The 24277-nt window shown below is 71.7% G+C and carries 22 protein-coding genes and 3 pseudogenes; 16 read left to right on the top strand and 9 right to left on the bottom strand.

What is annotated here, in order from left to right; all coding sequences use genetic code 11:
• Positions 1-77: 77 nt before the first annotated feature.
• Positions 78-671 (bottom strand): Rv1733c family protein, encoded by a 594-nt coding sequence (locus ABTY98_RS22910; protein ID WP_352222790.1) that lies wholly within the window; start codon positions 669-671, stop codon positions 78-80.
• A 273-nt stretch (positions 672-944) separates the two neighbouring features.
• Here ABTY98_RS22910 and ABTY98_RS22905 point away from each other — a divergent pair, with 273 nt between their 5' ends.
• Positions 945-2030, top strand: a complete 1086-nt coding sequence (locus ABTY98_RS22905) for a WD40/YVTN/BNR-like repeat-containing protein (protein ID WP_352222789.1) — start codon at positions 945-947, stop codon at positions 2028-2030.
• A gap of 153 nt (positions 2031-2183) precedes the next feature.
• Here the strand turns inward: ABTY98_RS22905 and ABTY98_RS22900 are convergent, their stop codons facing one another.
• Together ABTY98_RS22900 and ABTY98_RS22895 are read right to left on the bottom strand one after the other, a co-directional pair.
• Positions 2184-3653, bottom strand: coding sequence for a glycoside hydrolase family 76 protein (locus tag ABTY98_RS22900; protein WP_352222788.1), 1470 nt, complete (start codon positions 3651-3653; stop codon positions 2184-2186).
• Between the two features lie 108 nt (positions 3654-3761).
• On the bottom strand, positions 3762-5273 hold the full coding sequence (locus ABTY98_RS22895) for a glycoside hydrolase family 3 protein (protein WP_352222787.1): 1512 nt from the start codon (positions 5271-5273) through the stop codon (positions 3762-3764).
• A gap of 282 nt (positions 5274-5555) precedes the next feature.
• Here ABTY98_RS22895 and ABTY98_RS22890 point away from each other — a divergent pair, with 282 nt between their 5' ends.
• From ABTY98_RS22890 to ABTY98_RS22870, 5 genes are read left to right on the top strand one after another with little or no spacing between them, the layout of a single operon-like run.
• Positions 5556-6656 carry a phytanoyl-CoA dioxygenase family protein gene (locus ABTY98_RS22890; RefSeq protein ID WP_352222786.1) on the top strand — a complete coding sequence of 367 codons (1101 nt, stop codon included), beginning with the start codon at positions 5556-5558 and terminating at the stop codon, positions 6654-6656.
• Positions 6638-7957, top strand: a complete 1320-nt coding sequence (locus ABTY98_RS22885; RefSeq protein WP_352222785.1) for a DUF6271 family protein — start codon at positions 6638-6640, stop codon at positions 7955-7957. The genes ABTY98_RS22890 and ABTY98_RS22885 overlap by 19 nt, the downstream gene beginning before the upstream one ends.
• Entirely contained in the window at positions 7954-9123 is a 1170-nt protein-coding gene (locus ABTY98_RS22880; protein ID WP_352222784.1) for a type III PLP-dependent enzyme, read from the top strand. The genes ABTY98_RS22885 and ABTY98_RS22880 overlap by 4 nt, the downstream gene beginning before the upstream one ends.
• Positions 9120-9668 (top strand): GNAT family N-acetyltransferase, encoded by a 549-nt coding sequence (locus ABTY98_RS22875; RefSeq protein WP_352222783.1) that lies wholly within the window; start codon positions 9120-9122, stop codon positions 9666-9668. The genes ABTY98_RS22880 and ABTY98_RS22875 overlap by 4 nt, the downstream gene beginning before the upstream one ends.
• Positions 9668-10876 (top strand): MFS transporter, encoded by a 1209-nt coding sequence (locus ABTY98_RS22870; RefSeq protein ID WP_352222781.1) that lies wholly within the window; start codon positions 9668-9670, stop codon positions 10874-10876. The genes ABTY98_RS22875 and ABTY98_RS22870 overlap by 1 nt, the downstream gene beginning before the upstream one ends.
• Before the next feature lie 154 nt (positions 10877-11030).
• On the opposite strand, the gene ABTY98_RS22865 is transcribed toward ABTY98_RS22870, so the two are convergent.
• Complete coding sequence (locus ABTY98_RS22865; RefSeq protein WP_352222780.1) at positions 11031-11408, bottom strand: MerR family transcriptional regulator; 378 nt, start codon at positions 11406-11408, stop codon at positions 11031-11033.
• Between the two features lie 113 nt (positions 11409-11521).
• On the opposite strand from ABTY98_RS22865, the gene ABTY98_RS22860 reads away from it, so the two are divergent.
• On the top strand, positions 11522-12595 hold the full coding sequence (locus ABTY98_RS22860) for an alkene reductase (protein WP_352222779.1): 1074 nt from the start codon (positions 11522-11524) through the stop codon (positions 12593-12595).
• Between the two features lie 48 nt (positions 12596-12643).
• Here ABTY98_RS22860 and ABTY98_RS22855 read toward each other — a convergent pair whose 3' ends face one another.
• Both ABTY98_RS22855 and ABTY98_RS22850 read right to left on the bottom strand, forming a co-directional pair.
• Complete coding sequence (locus ABTY98_RS22855) at positions 12644-13069, bottom strand: hypothetical protein (protein ID WP_352222778.1); 426 nt, start codon at positions 13067-13069, stop codon at positions 12644-12646.
• 219 nt (positions 13070-13288) lie between these two features.
• Entirely contained in the window at positions 13289-13966 is a 678-nt protein-coding gene (locus ABTY98_RS22850; protein ID WP_352222777.1) for a uracil-DNA glycosylase, read from the bottom strand.
• A 226-nt stretch (positions 13967-14192) separates the two neighbouring features.
• Here ABTY98_RS22850 and ABTY98_RS22845 point away from each other — a divergent pair, with 226 nt between their 5' ends.
• Together ABTY98_RS22845 and ABTY98_RS22840 are read left to right on the top strand one after the other, a co-directional pair.
• Complete coding sequence (locus ABTY98_RS22845; RefSeq protein WP_352222776.1) at positions 14193-15233, top strand: N-acetylglucosamine kinase; 1041 nt, start codon at positions 14193-14195, stop codon at positions 15231-15233.
• Positions 15234-15375: 142 nt separating this feature from the next.
• Positions 15376-16302, top strand: coding sequence for a sirohydrochlorin chelatase (locus ABTY98_RS22840; protein ID WP_352222775.1), 927 nt, complete (start codon positions 15376-15378; stop codon positions 16300-16302).
• A gap of 60 nt (positions 16303-16362) precedes the next feature.
• Here ABTY98_RS22840 and ABTY98_RS22835 read toward each other — a convergent pair whose 3' ends face one another.
• Positions 16363-17394, bottom strand: coding sequence for a lactonase family protein (locus ABTY98_RS22835; protein ID WP_352222774.1), 1032 nt, complete (start codon positions 17392-17394; stop codon positions 16363-16365).
• Positions 17395-17707: 313 nt separating this feature from the next.
• Between ABTY98_RS22835 and ABTY98_RS22830 the strand changes: the two are divergent.
• A pseudogene (locus tag ABTY98_RS22830) lies at positions 17708-17818 on the top strand (DNA-3-methyladenine glycosylase I); the annotation flags it as partial.
• On the opposite strand, the gene ABTY98_RS22825 reads toward ABTY98_RS22830, so the two are convergent.
• A complete protein-coding gene (locus ABTY98_RS22825; RefSeq protein WP_352222931.1) occupies positions 17816-19303 on the bottom strand; it encodes an FUSC family protein in 1488 nt (495 codons plus the stop codon). The pseudogene ABTY98_RS22830 and the gene ABTY98_RS22825 overlap by 3 nt on opposite strands.
• 214 nt (positions 19304-19517) lie before the next feature.
• On the opposite strand from ABTY98_RS22825, the gene ABTY98_RS22820 reads away from it, so the two are divergent.
• The 4 genes and pseudogenes from ABTY98_RS22820 (at position 19518) to ABTY98_RS22805 (ending at position 22238) form a co-directional block, all read left to right on the top strand.
• Entirely contained in the window at positions 19518-19994 is a 477-nt protein-coding gene (locus ABTY98_RS22820; protein WP_352222773.1) for an Lrp/AsnC family transcriptional regulator, read from the top strand.
• 15 nt (positions 19995-20009) lie between these two features.
• Positions 20010-20117, top strand: a pseudogene (locus ABTY98_RS22815) (HAD hydrolase-like protein); the annotation flags it as partial.
• Positions 20080-20490: pseudogene (locus ABTY98_RS22810) on the top strand (LamG-like jellyroll fold domain-containing protein); the annotation flags it as partial. The pseudogenes ABTY98_RS22815 and ABTY98_RS22810, both read left to right, overlap by 38 nt.
• A 305-nt stretch (positions 20491-20795) precedes the next feature.
• Positions 20796-22238, top strand: a complete 1443-nt coding sequence (locus ABTY98_RS22805) for an MFS transporter (RefSeq protein WP_352222772.1) — start codon at positions 20796-20798, stop codon at positions 22236-22238.
• A gap of 430 nt (positions 22239-22668) precedes the next feature.
• Here the strand turns inward: ABTY98_RS22805 and ABTY98_RS22800 are convergent, their stop codons facing one another.
• The gene (locus ABTY98_RS22800) at positions 22669-23442 is read right to left on the bottom strand and encodes a LysR family substrate-binding domain-containing protein (RefSeq protein WP_352222771.1); all 774 of its coding nucleotides are present in this window, start codon (positions 23440-23442) and stop codon (positions 22669-22671) included.
• 83 nt (positions 23443-23525) lie between these two features.
• Between ABTY98_RS22800 and ABTY98_RS22795 the strand changes: the two genes are divergently transcribed.
• Both ABTY98_RS22795 and ABTY98_RS22790 read left to right on the top strand, forming a co-directional pair.
• Positions 23526-23918, top strand: coding sequence for a DUF5997 family protein (locus ABTY98_RS22795; protein WP_352222769.1), 393 nt, complete (start codon positions 23526-23528; stop codon positions 23916-23918).
• A gap of 160 nt (positions 23919-24078) precedes the next feature.
• Positions 24079-24261 carry a hypothetical protein gene (locus ABTY98_RS22790; RefSeq protein ID WP_352222768.1) on the top strand — a complete coding sequence of 61 codons (183 nt, stop codon included), beginning with the start codon at positions 24079-24081 and terminating at the stop codon, positions 24259-24261.
• Positions 24262-24277: the final 16 nt, after the last annotated feature.

Genomic DNA, 24277 nt, shown 5'->3' with positions numbered 1-24277 from the left:
GGGTGGTCCCTCCGAGGGAGTGCGTGCCCCAAGGCCCGCTGCGCCGGCATGATCTGCCGGACGCCCCCCCCGACGCCTCAGCCTGTCGTCCGGCCCCATTGCGGCCCGAGCCGCGACCACTCCGCGTCCCAGCGGTCCATCCGCCGCCGCTCCAGCCGGCCGCGCAGGACGAGCCCGGCCACGAAGGGGACGGCGGCCGCGCTCAGCCCGACCAGACCGCCGATCAGCGCGGAGCGGAAGTGGGCCTCGGACGCGGTGACGGGCCGGGTGACGAGATGGCCCTGGGGGTCCGACCAGACGGTGACCGGGGTGCCGACCTTGCTGCCGGCCGCGACCCGGACCTGGCCGGTGTGCGCGGAGCCGTCGGGGACGGTCCAGCCCACCCTCGCCCAGACCCGTTCGCCGCCGGAGGCCTCGGACTTCGGCCCGGACCCTCCTGGGGCCCTGTCCATGACATGGGCCACGACCGGGTGCCATTCCACGCGCTCGCGGGCCAGGCTGTCCTCGACCGACCGGGCCGCCGCGAGCCCGCCGAGCACCCCGGCCAGGACGGTGAACAGCCAGGCGCCGAGCAGCACCCAGGCCTCCAGCGTGTCGGCGCGACGCTTCAGCGGATTGCGCCGCCAGCGCCACAACCAGACCTTCGGACCACGGAACGCCTTCAAAGGCATCCTCCTCACGCGCGCACGGACAGCCCGGACCGCCCTCCCATACGGGAGAGGCCGCCCCGTTGCTCACGGCGAACCTCCTACTCGACGGTCGCACGACTGACCCCGCTCGCGCAGGCGTCTTCCGGAACGAGTGCCGTCACCCTGTTCGACCGGGCCGACACGACGGCTCCCACCTGCGAAGACGGACGGTCCAAAGGTCGTTGTCAGTGGTGGGGTGCAGACTGGCCGATATCTGAGGGCCGGTGTGACAAAGACGTAATGGAGGTGATGGGCATGACCGAGGTACTGCTCGCTGTGGGGACCCGCAAGGGCCTGTTCCTGGGGCGGCGGCGAGGTGGCACCTGGGACTTCGACGAGAGTCCCTACTTCAACGCACAGGCGATCTATTCGGTCGCCATCGACACCCGGGGCGAGCGGCCCCGGCTGCTGGCGGGCGGCGACAGCGCGCACTGGGGGCCTTCGGTGTTCCACTCCGACGACCTGGGCCGCACCTGGACGGAACCGGCCCGGCCCGCCGTGAAGTTCCCCAAGGACACCCTGGCCTCGCTGGAGCGCGTCTGGCAGCTGCACCCGGCGGCCGCCGAACCGGACGTGGTGTACGCAGGCACGGAACCGGCCGCGCTGTACCGCTCCGAGGACCGCGGGGAGAGCTTCGACCTCGTCCGGCCGCTGTGGGAGCACCCCACGCGCGACAAGTGGGTGCCGGGCGGCGGCGGTGAGGGCCTGCACACCGTCGTCACGGACCAGCGCGACCCCAAGGCGGTGACGGTCGCCGTCTCGACGGCCGGGGTCTTCCGCACCACCGACGGCGGCGCGAGCTGGACACCGTCCAACTCCGGTGTCTCCGCGGTGTTCCTGCCGGATCCCGACCCGGAGTTCGGCCAGTGCGTGCACAAGATCGCCCAGGACGCGGGCAGTCCGGACCGGCTGTATCTGCAGAACCACTGGGGCGTGTACCGAAGCGACGACGCGGGAGCGCACTGGACCGACATCGGCGAGGGGCTGCCGTCCACCTTCGGGTTCGCGGCGGCCGCCCATCCGCACCGTGCGGAGACGGCGTATGTCTTCCCGATCAACGCCGACGCCGACCGGGTGCCGGCCCAGCACCGCTGCCGGGTCTTCCGTACCCCCGACGCGGGTGGCACCTGGGAGCCGCTGTCGGCGGGGCTCCCGGTGGAGGACCACTACGGCACCGTGCTGCGCGACGCGCTCTGCACCGACGACGCGGATCCGGCCGGGGTGTATTTCGGCAACCGCAACGGCGAGGTGTTCGCCTCGGCCGACGACGGTGACAGCTGGCGCCAGTTGGCCTCCCATCTGCCAGACGTGCTGTGCGTCCGGGCGGCGGTCGTCGCCTGAGCCAGGGACCGTAAAGAAGGGGGGTGCCGTCCGGGCCGGGCCAAGGCCCTGCAAACCCGTGGCCGGGAAGATCACCGCTGGACACCGTGCCGGGCCGCGAGGCGGCTCCGGCAGGCGTGGGTGGTCGCACCCGGATAACGTTGTCGACCCCGGTCAGGACGCGGCGTTGAGCAGGTCGAGGGCGCTCTGCTGACGGGCGGCGTCCACCTGGTCGAGCGGGCCGTACCAGCGCAGCCCGTACTGGTCGAGGGCGTTGCGGTCGCTGGCGTGGGTGCGGTCGGCCTGGCGTTTGAGGTAGGTGGTGTACGGGTGGTCCGGGAGCACGGAGTTGAGTTTGCCGAGGCCGCGCACATGGGCGCCCTTGAAGGACGGGCCGTCGCCTCCGCAGTCGCCGCCCTCGCACGGATCGCGCAGGATGCCGTCGGAGGTGTGGAGCAGGGAGGTCGTGGTGGCGGCGTCGGCGATCTGCCGTGCGCTGGTGAGCAGTCCGCCGTCGCCGGTGGCCTGGTACAGCTCGGCGAGGGCGCCGAGGAGGACGCCCTGGTTGTACGACCAGACGGTCTGGCCGTTGTTCCCGCAGGTGGACAGGTCGATGCCGTCGTTGACCAGGTGCGAGCCGTTGATCATGCCGCTGCCCTGGAACCAGGTCCAGCCGGCCCGGGCCCGGCCGAGGTACGTCGTGTCGCCCGGGACACGGTTGTGCAGGGCGGCGTTGAGCTGGATGTAGAGGGAGTTGGCGATCGCGTTCTTGTAGGTCTTCGCCGTGCTCCACCACACTCCGCCGCCGCAGGTGCCGTCCCAGTAGGCGGCCATGTGGTCGGCGTCCGCGCGGGCCGTGTTCAGATAGCGGCTGTCGCCGGTCAGGTCGTACGCGGCCAGCCAGGCCAGGCCCCACCAGCCGGTGTCGTCGATGTAGTCGTTGCGGAACTGCCCGCCCTGCGCGTTGATGTTCAGGTCGTAGGTACGGGCGATCGCGTAACGGTAACTACCCATGCCCGTCACGCGGATGTTGTCGATGAGCGCGGTCAGGGCGTTCGCGGAGTTCCACCAGCCGGTGGTGTCGAACAGGCCGGTTCCGTAGTCGTAGAACGTCATCAGGCCGGTGGCCGCCGCGGTGCGCGGCTCGCCCGCGTTCCAGGTGGTGCGGGCCCAGGGGGTGCACGCGATCTCGGCGCGGTCCCCGGCCTTGCCGCAGGCGCGCAGGGCGCCGACGCCGAGGTTGTTCCAGTCGTCCACGTTGTACATGAGGGTGCGCCAGCCGCGCTGCCCCGTGGGCACGCTGGTGTCGCCGAGTTTGCTGCCGGAACTCCAGCTGCGGCCGCCGTCGAAGGAGCGGTCGAGCCACACCTCGTCGCCTGGGTTGCCGTTGTCGATGGAAGCCCAGCCCATGGCGTCGGCGTCGTCGAAGTGCAGGGCGACGGATCGTGAGTAGATGCTCGCCGTGACCGGTGCGCGGTCGCCCGGGGAGAGGGCGGGGTCACGGGTGTCGCAGTACTTGTTGCAGATGGTGCCGGCGGCGGACGCCGGCGGTGCGAGGGGGACGAGGACGGCGAGTAGCACCGGGGCGAGTGCGGCCGTGATCCGGCGAAGGCGGCGACGTGCTGGTCTCTGTAAGGGGGTCATGACACCTGCCTGCTCTGGCGATGGATGTGAGAGCGCTCCCAGAAGGTAGGAAAGAGCCGTGCGCGCGTCAACGTTGCGGGTGATTAAGGAAGTTGAACCCTGCCGGCGCTAACGGACCCCCGCCAGGACTTCCGCGGCGGCAACTCCGGAGGCGGCGGTGGCGCCGTGGGTGAAGATCTGGGCGGCCGCGGGGACGGGGGCGCCCGGCAGGCCCATCTCCACGACGATCGCGTCGGGCCGGGCGGCGATGAGTTCGGCGAGGGCGCGCGCCATCCATCCGTGCCGGGAGGCGTCCCTGACGACGACGACCAGGGGGCGTCCCGCGGCGGGTGTCAGGGCGTGCGTCTCCAGGGTGGCGGTGCGTGACCGCAGGTCCTCGTGGCGCACCCGGACGGACGTCGTGCCGGGCAGTCGCTCGACCAGCGGGGCGGCCACGCCCCAGGGCGTCTCCTTGCCGATGGCCAGGTTGGTGGTGGGCACCAGCTCCACTACGTGCGGCGCGGCGGACAGGGGTACGGTGTCCTGCACGGCGCCGGTCAGCCGGATGGCCCGGCGGGCGGCCGCGAAGCCGATTCGGCTGCCGTTCGTGTCGACGGGGCCGGCCGGGCGCAGGCCTGCCGACCAGGCCGCGAACTCCCGCACGCGACCGCTCGCCTCGGCGAGCCGCGCCTCCGTGAGGTCCCCGGACGCCACGGCGTCGGCCAGGGCGTCGGCGAGCAGGCCGACGGTGGCCTCCTCGGCGTTCTCGCCGCCCACGCAGACGGCGTCGGCACCGGCGGCGACGGCTCGGACGGTGGCCCCGCCGATGCCGTAGCGGTCGGCGACGGCACCCATCTCGATGGCGTCGGTGACGACCATGCCGTCGAACCCGAGCTCCTGCCGGAGCAGTCCGTCCAGGATGCGCCGACTGAGCGTGGCGGGCAGGTCGGTGTCGTAGGCGGGCACCAGCAGATGGCCGGTCATCACCGCGCGCACGCCGGCCTCCAGGGCGGCGCGGAACGGCGGCAGGGCCTGGGCGGCGATCTGTTCGCGGTCGGCGCCGTAGGTGGGCAGGCCGTGGTGGGAGTCGACGGCGACATCGCCGTGGCCGGGGAAGTGTTTGGCGCAGGCGGCGACCCCGGCCGACTGGAGGCCCCGGATCCATGCGCCGGTGTGCCGGGACACCACCTTGGGGTCGGCGCCGAAGGACCTGACCCCGATGATCGGGTTGTCGGGGTTGGAGTTGACGTCCGCGCTGGGCGCGTAGTCGAGGCTGATGCCGGCGGCGCGCAGCTGTCGGCCCAGGTCGGCGGCGACGGCCTCGGTCAGGTCGGTGTCGTCGACGGTGCCGAGGGCGAAGTTGCCCGGCCGGGTGGAGCCGGTCGCGGACTCGATCCGGGTGACGTCGCCGGCCTCCTCGTCGATCGCGATGACCAACTCGGGGTTTTCCGCGCGTAGTCGGCCGGTCAGCCGGGCGACCTGGTCGATCGAGACGATGTTCCGGGCGAAGAGCACGACCGAGGCCAGCCCGTCACCGATGTCGCGCAGCACCCAGTCCGGCGCGTCGGTGCCCACGAACCCCGGCTGCAGGACGGAGAGCGCAAGTCGCCGCAGGCCCTTGCCGTGTGTGCTGGAGACCATCGAGCGTGCCCTTCTGTTGGTACAGACCAATGAGTCTCCGCTCAGGCTAACCGCTCGTGTCAAGTGGGTTCGATTTCCGCCTTCTTGACGAAAACACGCCCTCAACTGCCATGTTTGACATAGCGAGATGGTCTAGTCCAAGTTAGGGCTGCGCGAGTTCGAACCGGGGCTGGTGTGTCACGTGGTGCAGTGACCCTGCGGGAACGACCACCGCCCTCGCTCCGCGCATCTGGTGACCCGGTCGGGGTCGCCGCCACCTGAGATCGAGGTCTGGAGCACCGCATGCCCACGACTGACCGTTATCTCCATCGAGCCCCGTCGAACCTCCCCTACTTCAGTTCGGACGGCGAGACCTATCTCGCCCAGACACCCCTGCGGGACCTGCAGAAGACCCGCCCCCTCAGAGTCCTCTCCGAGGAGGACTTCGCCTTCTGGCAGACCTACGGATACGTCGTGGTGAAGGAGGCGATCCCCGCCTCGTCGGCCCGTCGGCTGCTGGACTTCGCCTGGGAGTTCCAGGGTCTCGACCCCGATCGTCCGGAGACCTGGTACGAGGACCGTGAATACCGCTCGGACCTGGACCGGGAACTGCACATCTACGGCTTCGTCGAGGCCTACCACCACCAGCTCCTGTGGGACAGCCGCCAGACGCAGCGCGTCTACGACGCGTTCGTCGACGTGTGGGACTGCGAAGAGCTGTGGGTGACGCTCGACCGGCTCAACCTCAACCCGCCGAACATCAAGAACCGCGACCGGGCGCTGATCCCGAGCACGCAGGAGGGGTTCGACATCGAGCTCCACTGGGATGTCGACACCACCCTCGGGGTGCTGCCGCAGCGGGTCCAGGGAATCATCGCCCTGACCGACACCCGGCCGGAACTCGGCGGATTCCAGTGCTGCCCCGAGCTGTTCAAGCGGTTCGACCAGTGGAAGGCGTTCCAGCCCGACGACCGCGACCCGATCCGGCCCAGCATCGACCGTGCGGAGTTCCCCGTGGTGCGACCGGAACTCGAGGCCGGCGATCTGCTGATCTTCAACGGCCTGCTGGCGCACGGCGTGGCGCCCAACACCTCCGACGGGGCGGTGCGTGCGGCCCAGTACCTGTCGATGATGCCGGCGCTGGAGTCGCACCAGGCGCTCAGGCGTTCCCGGATCGAGTCATGGCGCACGCTCAGTACACCGGACTGGAACCCGACGCTGCTCGGCGACGCCACCCGGCACGAGTCCTTGCGGTACGGCCGGGCCGAACTCTCCGACCTGGGAGCGAAGTTGCTGGGCCGCACGTCCTGGCACGGGACGGAACCCGACGAGACGCTCGAGCCGGTTGAGCCGGTCGGAGGAGAGATACCGGTCGGAGAAGAGACATGCGCCGAATCTGTCTGACCCTGCCCACCAACAGAGCCTGCTCCGCGACGATCGCCGCCGTTGCCGAGGAAGCGGCGTACGCGGCCGAGCACTTCGACATCGAGGTGCACCTGCTGATCCTGGACTCCTGCACCCCACCGGTCCATGCGGAACATGCCGAGGCCGTGCGCCGCATCCCGGGCGATCCGCGGATCGTCGCACACCATCTCGACGAGGACCGGCAGCGGGACTTTCTCCGGCGGCTGATCGAGCGGGCCGGAGTCATGAAGCCCGATCTGCTGCTGGACCTGATGCTCCCGGCCGGCGTCTCCTACGGCGCCTGCACCAACCGCGCGTTCCTCATCGCCGCCGCGCTCGGCTGCGAGTCCGTCCACCGCAGGGACTCCGACAGCCGCTATCAGGTCGTGAACGGCGACAACGTTTTCCCCGTCCACCACGAACTCCTGTCGCTCGGCAGGCGCGCGACCGACGCCGCGCACGACGTCACCGAGAATGCGCTGGCCGCCGAACACATGAACAAGCGGGTCGCGATGGTGGGCAGCTCGTTCGTGGGTGAACTGTCCGTGGACATCGGCGAGATACTCCGGATCGACCCCGCCGTCTACCACGAGGTGGTCGGTCTGTGGGCGCCCGGCGACTGGTCCGACGAGCAGAGGCGACAACTGGTCGACGAGTCCTTCCGAGGCGCGGGCTCGGCCGCCTTCACCGCGGATCACTCCACGCTGGCCCTGGTCGATCCCATGCGCGTGGACATGTGCAACATCAGCTTCCACGGAGTACACGAACGCGTGCCGTTGCCGCCCGCGACCGACACGATCGGCAGCGACTACTTCCTGATCCACCTGGTCCACGACGCCGCACTGCCGGGCGTCCTGCACAACCGGAACATCGTCAACTTCTACACCGGTGAGCGCAGGACCGACTCGGGTCTGATCGCCTACCAGCTGCGCTTCGTCAAGTTCCTTCTGTCCATGCTCTACTTCAACTTCATCTACGCCGAAATGGCCCGCACGGATGCGCAGTTGGTCGGCGACCAAGGACAGGTGCGCGCGTCCGCCGTCGTCCGGCTGGCGCGGGAGAGCGCCCGGTTGGATCCGGGTGAGAACGTCCGACGGCTGGACGTCCTCGACTCGGCCTACCGGAAACTGGGCGGGAGATACGCCGAGTTCGCCGATCTCCTGTGGCAGCGCCGCGAACGGCTCCTCGACGAAGCGCGCCGCGACATCGAGGACTTCGCCCTGCTGACGGAGGCTTGGGAACCGTTGGTGCGTGCGGCGAGACTCACCTCCGTCCCTGCGACGCCCGGGCAGCAGCGGTGAGATCACCCCTGACCACCGTGCTGGAAGGCGCCACCGAGGACCGGATCGTCTTCGACCTGGCCGGAATCGAGGACGGCTACGACCGGCTGCGGCGTGAACTGCCCGGCGTTGACATCCGTTTCGCCATGAAGGCCTGCCCGGTCGACGAGGTACTCGCGTGCCTCGCGGGGAAGGGCGCCGGAGTCGACGGGGCAAGCCCCCGCGAACTGGAGCAGGCGCTGCGCGCGGGCGTGCCCGTCGACCGGATGCACTACGGCAACACCGTCAAGTCGGACCGGGACATCGCCGCCGCCCACCGGCTCGGGGTCCGGGACTTCGCCACCGACAGCCTGGAGGACATGGCGGCGATCGCGGCCCACGCTCCGGGAGCCCGGGTGTTCGTCAGGCTGGCGACCGGCGGAGAAGGGGCGCTGTGGGGGCTCAGCGACAAGTTCGGCTGCGCGCCCGCGGATGCGGTGCGGATCCTCGCGGCGACGCGGGAGAAGGGACTGACCCCCGCCGGGCTGTCCGTGCACGTCGGCTCCCAGCAGATGACGGCCGACGCCTGGCACAGCGCCGTCGAGCGCCTGGCGGACGTCCTGACCGCCCTGGGCCGGCGAGGGATCCTGCTGGATCACGTCAACCTCGGCGGCGGTCTGCCGGCCCTCGGATACCTCGACCGCTACGGCACGCCGCTGGACCCCCCGCTGGACAAGATCTTCGCCGTGATCCGTGAGGGCATGCGCCACCTCAGGAAGGTCCACGGCGAGCACCTCGGGTTCGTCATGGAACCGGGGCGCCACCTCGTCGCCGACCACGGGGTCATCCGGGCCCATGTGGCGAGGCTGTCGAAGCGGCGGCGGCCCGACGGCGAGCCGCAGTACTGGCTCTTCCTGAGCTGCGGAAAGTTCAACGGCCTGTACGAGATGGACGCCTTGCAGTACCGGCTCGTCTTCCCCACGCACCGTGACGCCGAGTCCGTCCCGGCCGTGGTCGCGGGTCCCACCTGCGACAGCGACGACGCCTACCCCCATGAGCACGGTCTCGTACAGGTCCCCGTGGATCTGGCGTCGGGAGATCCGGTCTGGGTGCTGTCCAGCGGCGCCTACGCGATCAGCTACACGACCCAGGGGTTCAACGGCTTCGACCCGCTCCCGTACGTCTGCACGGGCGGGGGACGACCATGAGCGGCGAACAGATACGCATACGCCCCATCACCGACGCCGACTGGGACGCCATCGTCGCGATGGAGTCCCGTGCCTACACGGCACTCGGCCTGTCGGAGGGACGCGCGGCGCTGCGGTCCCGGGCGGACGCGGCGCCGGACACGTGTTTCGTCCTGGACGCCGACTCGGTGCCGGCCGGGTACCTGCTGGCGCTGCCGTATCCGCCTTTCGGATACCCGGACCTCGAACGGACGGAGGTGGCTGTGCTGCCCTCGCCTTCCGCGCGCAATCTGCACCTGCACGACATCGTGGTCACGGAGCGGCTGCGCGGCCGGGGACTGGGCCAGCGGCTCCTTAACCACCTGACGCTGACCGCCTGTTCGCGCGGGTTCGAGCGGATCTCGCTGATCGCCGTCGGCCGTAGCGAGCCGTTCTGGTCGGCGCGCGGATTCACCGCGTACCCGGGGATCTCCCCGGGCGGTTACGGCGCGAACGCCGTCTACATGTCCCGCTCCATGTCCCGTCTCCATGCCCGAGGCGACGGCCGAGTCGACCAAGCGAGTTGATGTGCGTGTTCCGTGTCCATGATCCCTTCCACCGCGCCCAGTTGGCCATCGCCGCACTGTTCTGTTCCCTCGGTTTCCAGTACGCGACCTGGGCCTCACGGATACCCGCCCTCAAGGCGGACCTCGGCCTGACCGCGGCCGAGGTGGGGGTTCTGCTGATGGCCGCGGGCATAGGTGCCGTGGCGTCGTTCCCGCTGGTGCCGGTGCTCACGAAGAGGCTGGGCTCGGCACGGCTGGCGCTGCTGTCGGCCCTCTGTCTGACCGTGCTGCTGGTCGCACTGGCCGCGGCGCCGGACTATCCCGTCGCCCTGCTGGTCATGCTGGCCGACGGGGTGTTCGTGGGATGCCTGAACGTGGCCATGAACGCGCAGGGAGCGGCCCTGGAGACCCGGTACGAACGCAACGCCATGGCCCGACTGCACGCGACGTTCAGTGCCGGCTCCCTGCTCGCGGCCCTCCTCGCCTCCGGCATGAACGCGGCGACCTCGTCGGTGGCGGTGCACTTCGGTGTGGCCGCCGTGTTGCTCGTCCTGCTGGCCGCCGTGGCGCGCCCCGGTCTGCTCGACGAGGACGCGTCCGCCGCATCCGCCGCATCCGCCGCATCCGCCGCATCCGCCGAGGGGAAGCCCGCCAAGGAGAGGAAGAGCGGCGGCGCATGGAGCCTGCCGTCCCGTATGACGCTCTGGATGTGCTGCGCCATGGCGTTCGGCACGGTGACCGAGGGCGCCATGAACGACTGGTCCGCCCTCTACCTGAGGGAAGTCGCCAACGCCTCCGCGGAGTTGGCGCCGACGGGCATCGCCGTGGTGTCGGGCATGATGGTGGTGGCCCGTCTCTTCGCCGACGGCTGGCGCACCCGCTGGGGCGACGGACGGGTCGTCCTGTCGGGCAGCGCGCTGGCCGCCGCAGGGTTGGCCTTCGCCCTGGTGAGCGGGGGCGTGGCGGCGGCCCTCGTCGGGTTCGCCTGCGTCGGGCTGGGCTGTGCGGCCGTCACCCCGTGCGTCTATGTGGCCGCGGCGAAACAGGGCTCGGATGCGCTGGCCCTGGTCGCCGCGATGGGTACGACGGGCCTGCTGGCCGGGCCACCGCTCATCGGGTTCGTGGCGAACTCGAGCAGCCTGGTGTGGGGACTGGCGGTCGTCGCGGCAGCGGCGCTCGTGGTCTCGCTGGCCAGTACGCGCATCCGCTGGACGCCGGCCGGGGGCTGACCGAGGGCCGCCTCATCGGACACCGGCTTCTGGACCTGCTCACGCGCCTCGGCACCGACTGCGTCGGTCTCTCCCCCGACGATCCACGGAAGCCGCGCCCGAGGCCTCCGGCACGTCCGCCCAGCCTCCCACGACCGGCCCGGACGCTGCTCGATCACCGGACCACTGCCGGCCGCAGTCCTTCCCGGTGCTTTCGGGCCGAGGCCATCACCGCGTCGAGGGTGTCCCGGGTGCGTATGAGGTCGGCGATGTGCTCGGAGAGCCGGTCGCGTTCCTGTGCCATCCGCTCCAGTGCGGCGTCCGAGTTCTCCTCGCTGGGCGCGTCGACGCACGGCAGCAGTTGGGCGATGGTGCGGCTGGACAGACCCGCGGCGTACAGCCGCTGGATGAACGCCACCCGCTCGACCTCCTCCTCCCTGTAGTGCCGCTGCCCGCTGACGCTGCGGGAGCTGCTGAGCAGCCCCTGGTCCTCGTAGTAACGCAGGGACCTGACGCTGACTCCCGTTCGCGACGCGAGTTCTCCGATACGCATACCGCCCCCTATATGACCTGCGACACAGGCCTTGCCTCTGACATCCATGTGAGGTTTTAGCGTAACTGCCGTGCCCGAGAGCCGGGCACGGTGGATCGCGATGGAGTCCTGACGTGACGACCCTTTTCGACAGTTACCAGCTCGGCGAACTGAGGCTGCCCAACCGGGTGGTGATGGCCCCGATGTCACGGGTCCGGGCCGCCGCCGGCGGACTGGCCACGCCGTCGATGGCGACGTACTACGCCCAGCGGGCGACGGCCGGACTGATCGTGACCGAGGGGGTGCAGCCGAGTCTGGTCGGGCAGTCGAATCCGGGTACGCCAGGACTGCACAGCGACGAGCACGTCGCCTCGTGGCGCCCCGTGACCGCCGCCGTACACGCCAACGGCGGCCGGATCTTCGCCCAGATCATGCACAGCGGACGGGTCTCGCACCCCGACACGACCGGAACGCAGCCGGTCGGTCCCTCGGCCGTCCCCGCCGTCGGCGAGGTGTTCACCCCGACCGGGCCCCAGCCCGCGCCGACGCCACGCGCCCTGGACACCGCCGAAGTGCCCGAGCACACCCGGTCGTACGCCCAGGCGGCCCGGCACGCCGTCGACGCCGGATTCGACGGCGTGGAACTGCACGGCGCCAACGGCTATCTGATCTCACAGTTCCTCTCCTCCAACGCCAATCTCCGCACGGACCGCTATGGCGGCTCGGTGACCAACCGGATCCGGTTCGCCGTCGAGGCGGTGGCGGCCACCGTCGAGGCGGTCGGCGGGGCCAGGACCGGCATCCGTCTCTCCCCGGGCGGCACGTTCTGGGGCGTCGAGGAAGGCGATGTCCCCGAGCTCTACACCGCCCTCCTGACCGAACTGGCCCGCCTCGACGTGGCCTACGTCCATCTGACGGCCACCGCCCCCGAAGACGTACTCGTCGGCCTGCGCCGTACCTGGCCGGGCACCCTCATCATGAACCCGGTGCTTCCCATGGGTCCCAAGCAGGCCGGCCGGGCCGACGCCGACCACTGGCTCGGGCTGGGGGCCGAACTCATCAGCTTCGGCCGCGGCTTCATCGCCAACCCCGACCTGGTCGAGCGCCTGCGCACCGGTGTCCCGATCGCTCCCGTCGAGGAGGCCACGTACTACCAGGGGGGTGACGCCGGATATCTGACGTACCCGGCCTACCAGCACACGGCCTGACAACCTCCGCTCCCCGCTGCCTCTGACCTCGGCCGTGGCGCTCGGGGGTCAGGCGAGGAAGTGGGTGACGGTCCTGGTGAACCAGTGCGGGTCCTCTTCGGCGACGAGGTGTCCCGTCGGTGCAACCTTGCCTTGCACGCTGTCCGCGTGGGGACCGAGGGCCTGCGCGGCGGCCGTGCCGGAGTGTGCGCTGCCGATGGCCAGGACGGGCATGGGCAGTGGCCGGCCGGCCAGGAGGGTGCGGTTCTCCCGCCCGTCCTCGGGGAGCGCGCGGCAGTGCTCGAAGCCACCGCGGAGCCGCTCCCGCCCGCTGTAGGACTCCGCATAGGCGAGGTCCTCGGGGCTGAAGGTGCCGGGGGTCGACATGGCGGTGAACGTGGCGGTGATGAACTCCAGTTCGCGCCCGTCGAAGAGCATCTCGGGCACCTTGGGGGCCATGAAGAAGCCGAAGTGCCACATGCCGCCCTCGGCCACGTTCGTCGCCTCCTCCAGGATCCCGTTTTACACGCACTCCGCACCGGTCCCTCCGCGGGCACCGCAAGGGCACAGGCGTCGGCGGTACCGCGATTTCAGTTCGGCAGCGCAGCCGGTGTCACCACCCGATCCGGCTGCGGGGCCGTACGCGCGAGGCCCGCGCCGGACGGGAGTGGGCCGAACGGCCGCCGTCCTCCGGGCCATCACACGCACCACGGCTTACGGCAGACGCCAGTCCACCGGCTGCCCCCCTTGCCGCACCAGCAGGTCGTTGGCCCGACTGAACGGACGCGAACCGAAGAAACCGCGGTCCGCCGACATCGGCGAGGGATGAGCACTCTCGATCGCCGGAAGCTCCCCGAGCAACGGCCGCAGATTTCGGGCATCACGCCCCCAGAGGATGGACACCAGCGGCTTGCCACGCGCCGCCAGCGCCCGGATGGCCTGCTCGGTGACCTCCTCCCAGCCCTTGCCCCGGTGCGCGGCCGGACTGCGCGGAGCCGTGGTGAGTGCCCTGTTCAGCAAGAGCACACCCTGCTGGGTCCAGGGGGTGAGGTCGCCGTTGGACGGCCTGGGCAGCCCCAGGTCGGTGTTCAGCTCCCGGAAGATGTTCTCGAGGCTGCCCGGCAACGAACGCACCTCGGGCGAGACCGCGAAACTCAGCCCGATGGCCATCCCCGGCGTGGGATAGGGATCCTGGCCGACGATCAGGACACGCACGTCGTCGAAGGGCTGCTGGAAGGCCCGCAGGACATTCGCTCCGGACGGAAGGTAGGTCCGGCCGGCCGCTATCTCGGACCGCAGGAAGTTCCCCATCGCGGCGATACGTTCGGCCGCAGGTTCAAGAGCCTTCGCCCAGCCTGCCTCAACAAGTTCATGCAAGGGTCGTGGTGCCACAGAGCGTCACCCTACTGGCACACGCGGGGCTTCCGCACAGCCGCGGAAGCCTCCCACGCGCAGACACCGTCCTCGGCGCTACTCTTCCTCCTCATCAAGGTCATCGAGCCGGTCCAGGGAGATCGCGCCGCCGGTCACCGGGAAGGAGGGGAGCCCCGTTGGATCCAGTGACCAAGCCGCTCCGCCACGGTCGCCCCTCGCCCATGTCGGCCTACTGGCGTCGGCCATGAGCGGAGAGGACGGCGACGGCCGTGGCGCGGAGAGTCCCGCCGTCGCCCCTCTCGATTCCGGCGGCTCCGGGGCCGGCTTTCTCGCCGTCGACTCCGGCGGCTCCGGGCTGCGGGCCGTCGTAGGCCTGCCGGGGCGGGCGCCGTCGGTGCCGCGCGAGTCCCGGGAGCCGGTGCGTACGGGTGCGAAGGGTATCGATCCCGGGCATCTGCTGGAGCAACTGCTGCCCATGGCGCGGGCATTGATCGGTGAGAACGGGCTGGAGGGGGTGACGACGGTCGTCGTCGGCGCCGCCGGGCTGGCCAGTCTCGGCGACGCTCTGCGGGCCGAACTGCCGGGCGCGCTGGCCCGCGAACTCGGCGCGCGGACCGTCGCGTTGGCCGCCGACGCCGTGACGGCGTACGTCGGGGCCCTGGGCCCGCGCCCGGGCGCGGTGGTCGCCGCCGGTACGGGGCTGATCGCGATCGGCACCGATCTGACCGGGTGGCGGCGGGCGGACGGCTGGGGGCATCTGCTGGGCGACTGCGGCGGCGGCGCCTGGATCGGCCGGGCGGGCCTCGAGGCGGCACTGCGCGCCTTCGACGGGCGGGACGGCGGCTCGGCCGCTCTGCGGGCCCGCGCCGAGGAGCGGTTCGGGCCGCTGGCCGGACTGCCCGGGCAGCTCTATCCGCGCGCCGACCGGCCCGCCGTACTGGCCTCCTTCGCCCCGCAGGTCGCGGACTGCGCCGCACACGACCCGGTCGCGGCCGGGATCCTGCGCGCGGCGGCCCGGCACATGGCCGAGTCGGCCGCCGCCGTCTGCCCGACGGCCGGTGAGCCCAGAGTCGCCCTCACCGGCGGCCTTCTGCAGCTGGGCGACCCGCTTGTCGTACCGCTGGCCGAGGAGTTGGCGAGACTGCTGCCGCAGGCACGGCTGGTTCCGGCAGAGGGCGATCCGCTGCACGGAGCGGTACGCGTCGCAAGTGATCTGATCACCGGACGGCTCACTCTTCCGGGTGACACAAGGCTGCTCTGCGTGGCGCACACAAAAGGTGATTGATCCGACTAGGACATGAAGTGTTCGACAGGTGGCGGGATCACCCCCGAATCATGCGTAACTCATCAGACAAAACCGGACGGATACCGCTCACGTGCACCCTCCCCGAACAGGGGAGCCCAATAAGCCAGTAACATGCGTCGCCATGAGCTCCCCCACTGGGCCCGCGTCCGGCCTGCCAGTACGAATGCCGCGACCTCGCCAGCCCGGGCGGCACCGCCGACCCGAGCCGCTGGTGGCTCCCCAGGACGCGCCCGCGCTCGTCCTCGCGGTGCCGGGGAGGCCCAGCGCGGCCACGCGCGGCCTCGCCGAGGAGGTCGTGAGCATCGCCCGCTCCGAGCTGCCCGGCCTGGACGCCCGGATCGGGTACCTGGACGGGGACGACGCGGAGTTCCCCACCCTCCAGTCCGTGCTCACCGGTGCGGCGGAGGGGCGCGCCGCCCGCTACGAGCAGGCCGTCGCCGCCGGTGTCGAGGGCGTCAAGGCGCCCGACGGCCCGGTGGCGGTCGTCGTACCGCTGCTGGCCGGTCCGGACAGCGCACTGCTGCGCCAAGTGCGCCAGGCCGTCATGGAGAGCCGGGTCGCCGCCGACCTGACCGATGTCCTCGGCCCGCACCCGCTGCTCGCCGAGGCGCTGCACGTGCGCCTGTCGGAGGCCGGCCTGGCCCGCGCCGACCGCGCCCGCCTGTTCACCGTGGCGACGGCCGCCGACGGCATCATCCTCGCCTCCGTGGGCGGCGAGGAGGCCGTACAGGCCGCCGGGATCACCGGCATGCTGCTCGCCGCCCGCCTGGCCGTGCCGGTGATGGCCGCGGCGCTGGACCAGGAGGGTTCGATCGCCTCCGTCGCGGAGCAGCTGCGGGGCTCGGGGTCGCAGCAGCTGGCACTGGCGCCGTATCTGATCGGTCCCGAGATCGACGGTGGCCTGCTGGCAGCGGCCGCCGAGGAAGCGGGGTGCGCCACCGCCGAGCCGCTGGGACCGTATCCGGCGATCGGCAAGCTGGCGCTGGCCAAGTACACGACGTCGCTGGGGATCGCTCCGCAGCAGGCACAGGGTGCGCCGGTGCGCTGAGGTCGGCGTGTGTGTCCTGACGGGTCCTTTCCTGGAAGGGGCCCGTCGCCGCACGCGGTCTCAGTCGAAAACGATGCAGGACGCTGCCGGGACCTCCACCGAGCCGTCGTAACGCGGTACGCCCGTCTCCTGGTCGACGGCGAACCACGTGATGTCGCCGGAGCGTTCGTTCGCCGAGTACAGGAAGCCGTCGGACTCCATGAGCGCCCGCGGCCAGTGGCCTCCGCACGGGACCGTCGCCGTGAGACGCAGTTGGTCCTCGTCGACCGCGAACGTCGTCAGGACGTCCTCGCCCCGGGTCGCCGTCCAGACGAAGCGGCCGTCGGGCGACACGACGATGCCCGACGGGTAGGCGTCGCCGGCCGGGGCGCCGGGCAGCACCGGGGTCTCGGCCAGTGGCTTCAGAGCGCCGGTGTCGGCGTCCCAGCGGCAGACGGTGACGGTGGGCGTGAGTTCGTTGACCACGTAGGCGTACCGGCCGCCGGGGTGGAAGGCCAGGTGGCGGGGGCCGGATCCGGGACGCAGGGCGAACTCGCGGTGGACGGCGGGGGTGCCGTCCTTCAGGGTGCAGACCCGGACCGAGTCGGTGCCGAGGTCGACGCTGACCGCCCAGCGGCCGCTCGGGTCCGGCTGTACCTGGTGGGCGTGCGGGCCGCGCTGGCGGCGCTCGTGCGGGCCCGAACCGCTGTGCCGGAGCACCCCGGAGGCGGCGCCCGCGAGGGTGCCGTCGGGCCGGACGGGGACGGCGCTGACGCTGCCGGAGCCGTAGTTGGCGGTCAGGACGTGACCGTCGAAGACGCTGAGGTGGGTGGGGCCGCTGGCGTCGACCGGGACCGGCGGTCCGGCGAGCCGTGGCTTGTCGTCGTGGACGTGGTACGCGGCCACGGCACCGTCGGCGGTCTCGCTGACCGCGTACAGGGTGTGCCCGCCGGGCGCGAGCGCGAGATACGACGGGTCGGGGATGCCGTCAACGCTCTCCAGGAGGGCCAGGGCGCCGCTGCGTGAATGGACCGCCGCCGTGACGACGCCGGGCCCGCCCGCCGCCGTGAACGACCCGATGAACGCCCTCCGCCGCCTGCCGCCGTCTGTCACCGGTGTCCCCTCTCCATACGAGCCGGTACGAGTCAGTACGAGCCAGTCCGGGGCCGACGGTAGCAGTTTGCGGTCTAGACCAAGACTTCCGGGGCGGCGCGTCAGGCCGCCCGGGCGCAGCAGGCGCAATGATTCAGCGACAGGTCCCAGGGGCAGCGCAGCTTGCCGTCCGGCCCTGCCAGGACCGCTCCGCCGGTCACGGCCGGTCCTCCGGCTCGGGCCGGCCGGCTGAGCCACACGACGGCGCTTCGCACCCGACATCGTCATCAGCGTGGACACATGGCGGGCGTCGGTCGCGGCGGCCGCCTGCGACGAACGCCTCAGCCTGGAGGCCTTCCAGCCGGGCCCCTCCTGGATCACGATCCTCCGCCGCAGCCCCGGCTTCCGGGCCGCGTTCGCCGACTTCCGTATCGAAAAGCTCTCAGGCGCCGACCAGGGGTGAGCCCGAGGGTGCGCGCAGCGGCTCGGCAAGTTCGGCCAGGGCGCGCTCCAGGCCGTGCAGATGGGCCAGGGCGGGCTCGGTGGGCGGATCGGTGGGGCCGGTGATGCGTGCGGAGCCCCGGGTGAGCGCCTCCACGGCCGCCTCCACGCGCCAGCAGGCGGCGGCCAGCCGGGCGTCGTGAGAGGCCTCGGGGTCGGCGGCGACGGCGACCAGGCCGCGGACCTCCCGCGCGCAGTCGTCGAGCAGGGCGAGGACCCGTCGGGCGCGGCGCTTTCGGCCGCGCATCGGGGTAAGCGGATGGACGAGGGGTGCGACCGAGAGCCGTACCCGGCCGAGCAGCTGCTCCAGTTCGGCCACCCGGGGTGCCGGGTCGGCGGTGGCGGACCCCGCGAGCCGGGCGGCGGCCTCGGCCGTGCAGGCGTGGACACAGCGCAGGGCGCGCTGGATCCAGGCGTCGGTGGTGAGGTGGGTGGTGACCGGCAGTACGAACAGCACGGCGAGTCCGGCGCCGAGGGCGCCCACTCCGGTCTCGGTGAGCCGGAGCGCCAGGAGGCCGGGGGTGAGGACGCCGAGGAGGCCGTAGAGGAGTTCCGCCAGGAGGGTCACCCAGAGCATCATCCAGGTGTAGGAGACGGCGGCCGAGTAGAAGATGCCGAAGACGGCCGCCGACACCAGGACGGCGGTGGGGACGGGGGCGCCGTGCACGGGAACGGCGACGAGCAGGCCGAGCGCGATGCCGATGACCGTGCCGAGGACCCTCCGGAAGCCCCTCACCAGGGTCTCGCCGCGCGAGGCGGTGTTGACGAAGATCCACCAGGTGGCGCCGACCGCCCAGTACCAGCGCTGACCCGACACCGCCTGACCGACGACCAGCGCGAAACCCGCGCCCGCGGTCGCCTGGACCGCCTGCCGGGTGGTCACCCGGGCCAGGCCGGTGCCGGCGGGCGGGGCGGGTACCGGCGCCGGGGGGAGGTGGCGCTCGTAGCACCAGAGGCCGAAGCGCACGGTGGCCGCGCTGAGCACGGACAGCAGGACGGCGGCGTACAGCTCGGGCAGCTGTCGGGGCGTGGCGTGCAGGAACTGGGCCACGAAGTAGGTCATGAACGCGAACACGCCGAGGCTGTGACCGCGCGGCCCCCAGCGGCGCGCGTACACGCCCGCGCCGACCACGGCGAGGAAGACCAGGTCCCGTGCGACGGGCGCGTCGTGCAGCCCGGCCGCGGCGGCCAGCACCGGCAGGCCCACGGCGGGCAGCAGCGCGGTGGTGACGGCCTGCCCGCGCACGGTGGCGTCGGCGACCGTGAACAGGGCGAGCAGCGCGGCGAGCCCCCCGGCGACGGCGCCCGTGACGGAGTGTCCGGCCAGCCCGCAGAGCACGACGGCGAGGCCGATGCCCAGCACGGCCCGTGCGGCGAAGCGCAGCCGCACCCGCCCCGGGTCCGGAGCCGTGAACGCCCTCTTCAGCACTGCTTCCCCTCTCACGGACGGCACAGAAATGGCGCCGCGGGGTCCGCAGCGCCATCGACACCACACATGAGAGCATCGCCGGAGCGACTGGCTCAAGTGTCTCCGATTTCACTGGGCCATTGGTCTACTCTTGTCCCAGGCCTCACTCCGCTTGGAACGCCAGTGGTCCAGCTCGGCAAGGAGTGGCCATGAGCCATTGGTACAGTCGTACGCCGTGACCGTGGACGAGCTCGACACCCGCATTCTTCGGCTGCTCCTTGAGCAGCCGCGCACCAGCGTGCGCGAGTACGCCCGGGTCCTCGGTGTCGCCCGGGGCACTCTGCAGGCCCGCCTGGACCGGCTGGAGCGGGACGGCGTGATCATCGGCGGCGGCCCCTCCCTCTCCCCGGCCGCACTCGGCCACCCGGTGCTGGCCTTTGTGCACATCGAGGTCACCCAGGGCCATCTGGACGACGTGGGGGAGGCGCTGGCCGCCGTGCCGGAGATCGTGGAGGCGTTCTCGATCACGGGCGGCGGTGATCTGCTGACCCGGGTGGTGGCGCGGGACAACGCGCACCTGGAGGACGTGATCCAGAAGCTGATCAGCCTGCCGGGCGTGGTTCGCACCCGCACGGAGGTGGCCCTGCGCGAGCGCGTTCCGCACCGGCTGCTGCCGCTGGTGGAATCCATCGGCCGGGCGGCACGCGCGTAACGGCATCCTGGTCCCATGAGCGATCTCGGCGGCCTCTCGGTCATCTTCGATCTCGACGGAACCCTCGTGGACAGCGAGCCGAACTACTACGAGGCGACCCGGCAGACCCTGGCCGCACACGGCCGCGATCGGCGACGGCACCGGCACGCTGTACGTCAACGGCACGGCCGTGGCCCGCAACACGGCCATGTCCCTCACCCCGGCCGCGCTCGGCACCCTCGCCCACCACTGGCTCGGCCGCTCCCACTACTCCGCCGACCCCGTCTTCGCCGGCGCCTTCGGTGGCTTCGACGTGTGGTCAAGGGCGTTGAGCGGCGACCTGGTCTCGTACACCTTCGGCGAGACGTCGGGTTCGACGCTCGCGGACGCCCCGGGACGCGGCCTCGACGCCGCCCTGCGCAGGACCTGGGGCGGGCCCGGTCACCCGGGATTCCTCGCGGCCTATCCGGAGAACCCATGGTGGTGTTCGGGGGCCTCGACTCGGGGGTCGCCAACCCGGCGAAGCCGGACGGCGGCTCGCTGCTGGACGAGGTCTGGGCCGGGGCACCGTTCCACGACGAGCGGGCGCTGCTGGCGCGGGTGCGGGCGGTGGTGGCCGCGTGGGTGGCGGGAGGGCTGCTGGCCGGGCCGACGGGGACCGGATCGTGGCCACAGCGGGAAAGGCGTCGTACGCGCGCTGACATCGGGTGGACGGGTTCGTACGGTCGCTGGTATCCACGCTGTCACCCGGAAGGGTCAGTGCGGCCAGCCGTTCGCTCCGCCGGTCGTGCGATGTCCGTGATGGCTGCATAGCGTGGCCGCATGACCACGACCTGGGCAAAGCCACAGCTACCGGCCACCGAGGACCGGCGGTGGCGGGCGCTCGGGGTGTGTCTGGCGGCCGGCTTCATCTCGCTGCTCGACACCTCGATCGTGAACGTGGCACTGCCCTCGATCGAGCACGGGCTGGGCGCGACGGAGGCCGCCCAGGCCTGGGTGGTCTCCGGCTATGCCCTGACCTTCGGGCTGGCGCTCGTCCCGGCCGGCCGGCTCGGCGACATGCACGGGCGGCGCCAGGCCTTCCTGTTCGGCCTGGCCGTGTTCACGGTGGCGTCGGCGGCCTGCGGGCTCGCCGCGAGCCCCGACTGGCTGGTGGTGTGCCGGCTGATCCAGGGCACGGCGGCGGGCATGGTGGCCCCGCAGACCTCGGGACTGATCCAGCAGATGTTCCAGGGCGCCGAGCGGGCCAAGGCCTTCGGTCTGCTCGGCAGTGTCATCGGGGTCTCGACGGCGGTGGGCCCGCTGGCGGGCGGTCTGATCATCGACGCGGTCGGCACCGGCGACGGCTGGCGCTGGGTGTTCTTCGTCAACCTGCCCATCGGCGTCGCCGCGTTCTTCGCGGGGCTGCGGCTGCTGCCCCGGTTCCCCGGATCGCCGGGCCGGCGGGAGGAGTTCGACCCCGTCGGGGTGATGCTCCTCGGAGCCGGTGTGCTCGCACTGATGCTGCCGCTGGTGCAGGAGCAGCAGTGGACCGGGCGGCTGAAGTGGGCGTTGCTGCCGGTGGGCGGAGTGCTGCTTGGCCTGTTCTGGACATGGGAGCGGCGGCAGGGGCGGCTCGGACGGGCGCCCCTGGTCGACCTGAACCTGTTCTCGCTGCGGTCCTTCACCCTCGGCGCGCTGATCAGCCTGACCTACTTCGCGGGCTTCACCACGGTCTTCTTCGTCCTCGCCCTGTTCCTGCAGAACGCGGCCGGATACAGCGCGCTGGCCTCCGGTCTCACGGTGCTGCCGTTCGCGGCCGCCTCGGCGGTCGGTGCCGCTCTCGGGGGCCGGCTGGTGGTGCGCCATGGGCGCAAGCTGATCGTCATCGGCCTCAGTGGGGTGGCGCTGGGGCTGCTCGGGATCGTCGCGGTGGTGCGGCTGGTGCCGTTGGAGAGCGTGGGGTGGGCCGCGGCGGTGCCGATGATCGTCGGCGGGATCGGCTCCGGTCTCACGGTCTCCCCCAACACGACGCTCACGCTCACCCGCGTCCCGGTGAAGCGGGCCGGCGCGGCCGGCGGGGTGCTGCAGACCGGCCAGCGCCTCGGCTCGGCGGCCGGGATCGCCGTGGTGGGCTCGGTGTACTTCGCCCACCTCGCGAACCGCGGCCCGGCCACCGAGGCTCTCCAGCTGGGCCTGCTCACGTCCGTCGGGTTCATCCTGGTGGCGCTGTGTGTTGCGGTCGCCGATCTGCGCGAGCGGTCGAAGGAGCCGGAGGACGTCTGAGCCCCGGCTGCCGCCGGACCTGGCCCAGTGCCTGCCAGGCCTGGCCCGGGATCTGCTGGGCGGCCACCGCTTCCATCACCGAGAGCACGGTCGACGTCGGCACGACCTTCGACAGCTTCAGACCCGCGGACTGGAACACCGCGGCGGCTCCGGCTCGGTGCGTGGCGCCGGGCGGGCGGATCCTAGCCGTGGACGCGGTGGTTCCGCCGGGCAACGCACCCCATCAGGCCAAGGCGCTCGACCAGCTGCTGATGGCGGCCCTGGTGGGCCGGGAACCGGTCGTGCAGGATCCGGGGAGGCGATCGGGGCGCGCGGAAGCGGACCGGGAGCGGGCAACGGGCATGGGGCCCGGCCTCGGCGTGTGCCTTGCCGCCTTGCGGCTTCCGGGTTACAGCACGGCGCTTACGACTCGTGGCTTACGACTCGTGGCTTACGACCGGCGGCGGGGCTTTCCGCGTTTCGCGGGCTTGGCGGACTGGGTGCGCTTGGGTCCGCCGGCCCGGCCCTGTGCGCCACGGCTTGCCGCGGTCGCCTTCTGCGGCCGTTTGGGCTGCGACTGCGAGGCCCGCGACTCCTGGGGCGTCTGTTCGGGCTGGCGGCCGCGTGTGCTGTTGACCGTGCGGCCGCGGACGATGCCGATGAAGTCCTCGACCAGGTCCGTGGTGGCTTCCTCGGGCCAGGACAGGGCCACGGTCGACTGAGGGGCGTCGGTGAGCGGCCGGTAGGTGAGGTCCCGGCGGTGGTGGAGACGGGCCAGCGACTGCGGGACGACCAGGAGGCCGACGCCGGCGGCGACCAGTTCGACGGCGTCCTCGGTGGTGGCCGGGCGCTCGAAGGCGGGCTCGCCGGGCGGTGCTTCCCAGTCGAAGACGTCGTCCAGAGGGTGGAAGACGACCTCGTCGGCGAGTTCGGCGACGGTGACCTCCTCGGCCGCCGTGATCACGTGGTCCTTGGGTACGACGACCACCGTGGCCTCGGTGTAGAGGGGGATCGCGCTGAAGAACGTACGGTCCACCGGGAGCCGCACGAAACCGGCGTCCGCGTCGCCCGCGCGCAGCATGTCGGACGCCTCCGCAGCGGTGACCTGGTGGAGGCTGAGGGGGACGTCGGGCAGGCGCTCGTTCCAGATCCGTACCCATTTGGCGGGCGTCACGCCGGGGACGTACGCGAGCCGGAACGACGGTGTTTCCTCCGAGCCTGTCACCAGGCCAGGTTAACCGGCCGGGGGCGGCGGCCCCGCATCGGCCGTGGTCGGCGCTTTCGTACCCGGCCGATACCCTTGACCTCATGAGTTCGCACCAGACCACCCAGACGATGAAGCCCGCGACCGCGGCCAAGAAGCTGGGTGTGTACCTGCCCGCCACGCCCGCCGCCTTCCAGGAGGGTGCCGTCTCACGCGCCGAGCTGACCGAGCTCCAGGCCGACCCGCCCGAGTGGCTGCGCGAGCTGCGGGCCAACGGGCCGCACCCGCGTCCGGTGGTCGCGGAGAAGCTGGGCGTGTCCATCGCGGGGCTGGCGCGCGGCGGGGTGACGGAGCCGCTCACCACCGAGCAGATCGAGGAACTCAAGCGCGAGCGGCCCGAGTGGCTGGAGAAGGAGCGCGCCACGCAGGCCGAGGTCCGCAAGGAGGGCGCGCGCCTGAAGAACCTGATGCGGGAGAAGGAGGCTGGGCAGGGCTGAGGTCCTCGCCCACGTGACCTTCCTACGGCCCCGGTCCAGGCGTGACCGCCTGCGGACCGGGGCCGTTCCCGTACCTCGCCGTACGCCTCTCAGCCATCCCCGCTGCCCCCGCTGAACTGTGCTTTTCGCCCGTCGTTGAGGACCGCGAAGGGCGTTGTCAGTGGTCTCCCCTGCGGCCGATATCCTCGACGGGTTGCTCGCCGCCGCGGCGGAACGCTCACGCGACGCCTTCGCCCGGCCGCTTCCGGCGGACACGGGCCGGTTCGCCCGGGCCTGGATGACCGCGGCGCGCTACGCGGACGAGGTGGACCGTGCGCTGTGCGCCGCGGCCTGGGACGGGTGACCGGGCCGACGACCGG

The sequence above is a fragment of the Streptomyces sp. NPDC096040 genome, from assembly GCF_040303265.1.
In the GTDB taxonomy this organism is placed as follows: Bacteria; Actinomycetota; Actinomycetes; order Streptomycetales; family Streptomycetaceae; genus Streptomyces.
Note: the sequence above shows the minus strand (reverse complement) of the source record. Positions and strands in the feature narration are given on the sequence as shown.

Excerpts from the sequence above, each read along its gene's own strand:
- ABTY98_RS22910 (WP_352222790.1), bottom strand. The coding sequence starts at position 671 with ATGCCTTTGAAGGCGTTCCGTGGTCCGAAGGTCTGGTTGTGGCGCTGG.
- ABTY98_RS22905 (WP_352222789.1), top strand. The coding sequence starts at position 945 with ATGACCGAGGTACTGCTCGCTGTGGGGACCCGCAAGGGCCTGTTCCTG.
- ABTY98_RS22900 (WP_352222788.1), bottom strand. The coding sequence starts at position 3,653 with ATGACCCCCTTACAGAGACCAGCACGTCGCCGCCTTCGCCGGATCACG.
- ABTY98_RS22895 (WP_352222787.1), bottom strand. The coding sequence starts at position 5,273 with ATGGTCTCCAGCACACACGGCAAGGGCCTGCGGCGACTTGCGCTCTCC.
- ABTY98_RS22890 (WP_352222786.1), top strand. The coding sequence starts at position 5,556 with ATGCCCACGACTGACCGTTATCTCCATCGAGCCCCGTCGAACCTCCCC.
- ABTY98_RS22885 (WP_352222785.1), top strand. The coding sequence starts at position 6,638 with ATGCGCCGAATCTGTCTGACCCTGCCCACCAACAGAGCCTGCTCCGCG.
- ABTY98_RS22875 (WP_352222783.1), top strand. The coding sequence starts at position 9,120 with ATGAGCGGCGAACAGATACGCATACGCCCCATCACCGACGCCGACTGG.
- ABTY98_RS22870 (WP_352222781.1), top strand. The coding sequence starts at position 9,668 with ATGTGCGTGTTCCGTGTCCATGATCCCTTCCACCGCGCCCAGTTGGCC.
- ABTY98_RS22865 (WP_352222780.1), bottom strand. The coding sequence starts at position 11,408 with ATGCGTATCGGAGAACTCGCGTCGCGAACGGGAGTCAGCGTCAGGTCC.
- ABTY98_RS22845 (WP_352222776.1), top strand. The coding sequence starts at position 14,193 with ATGAGCGGAGAGGACGGCGACGGCCGTGGCGCGGAGAGTCCCGCCGTC.
- ABTY98_RS22840 (WP_352222775.1), top strand. The coding sequence starts at position 15,376 with ATGAGCTCCCCCACTGGGCCCGCGTCCGGCCTGCCAGTACGAATGCCG.
- ABTY98_RS22805 (WP_352222772.1), top strand. The coding sequence starts at position 20,796 with ATGACCACGACCTGGGCAAAGCCACAGCTACCGGCCACCGAGGACCGG.
- ABTY98_RS22795 (WP_352222769.1), top strand. The coding sequence starts at position 23,526 with ATGAGTTCGCACCAGACCACCCAGACGATGAAGCCCGCGACCGCGGCC.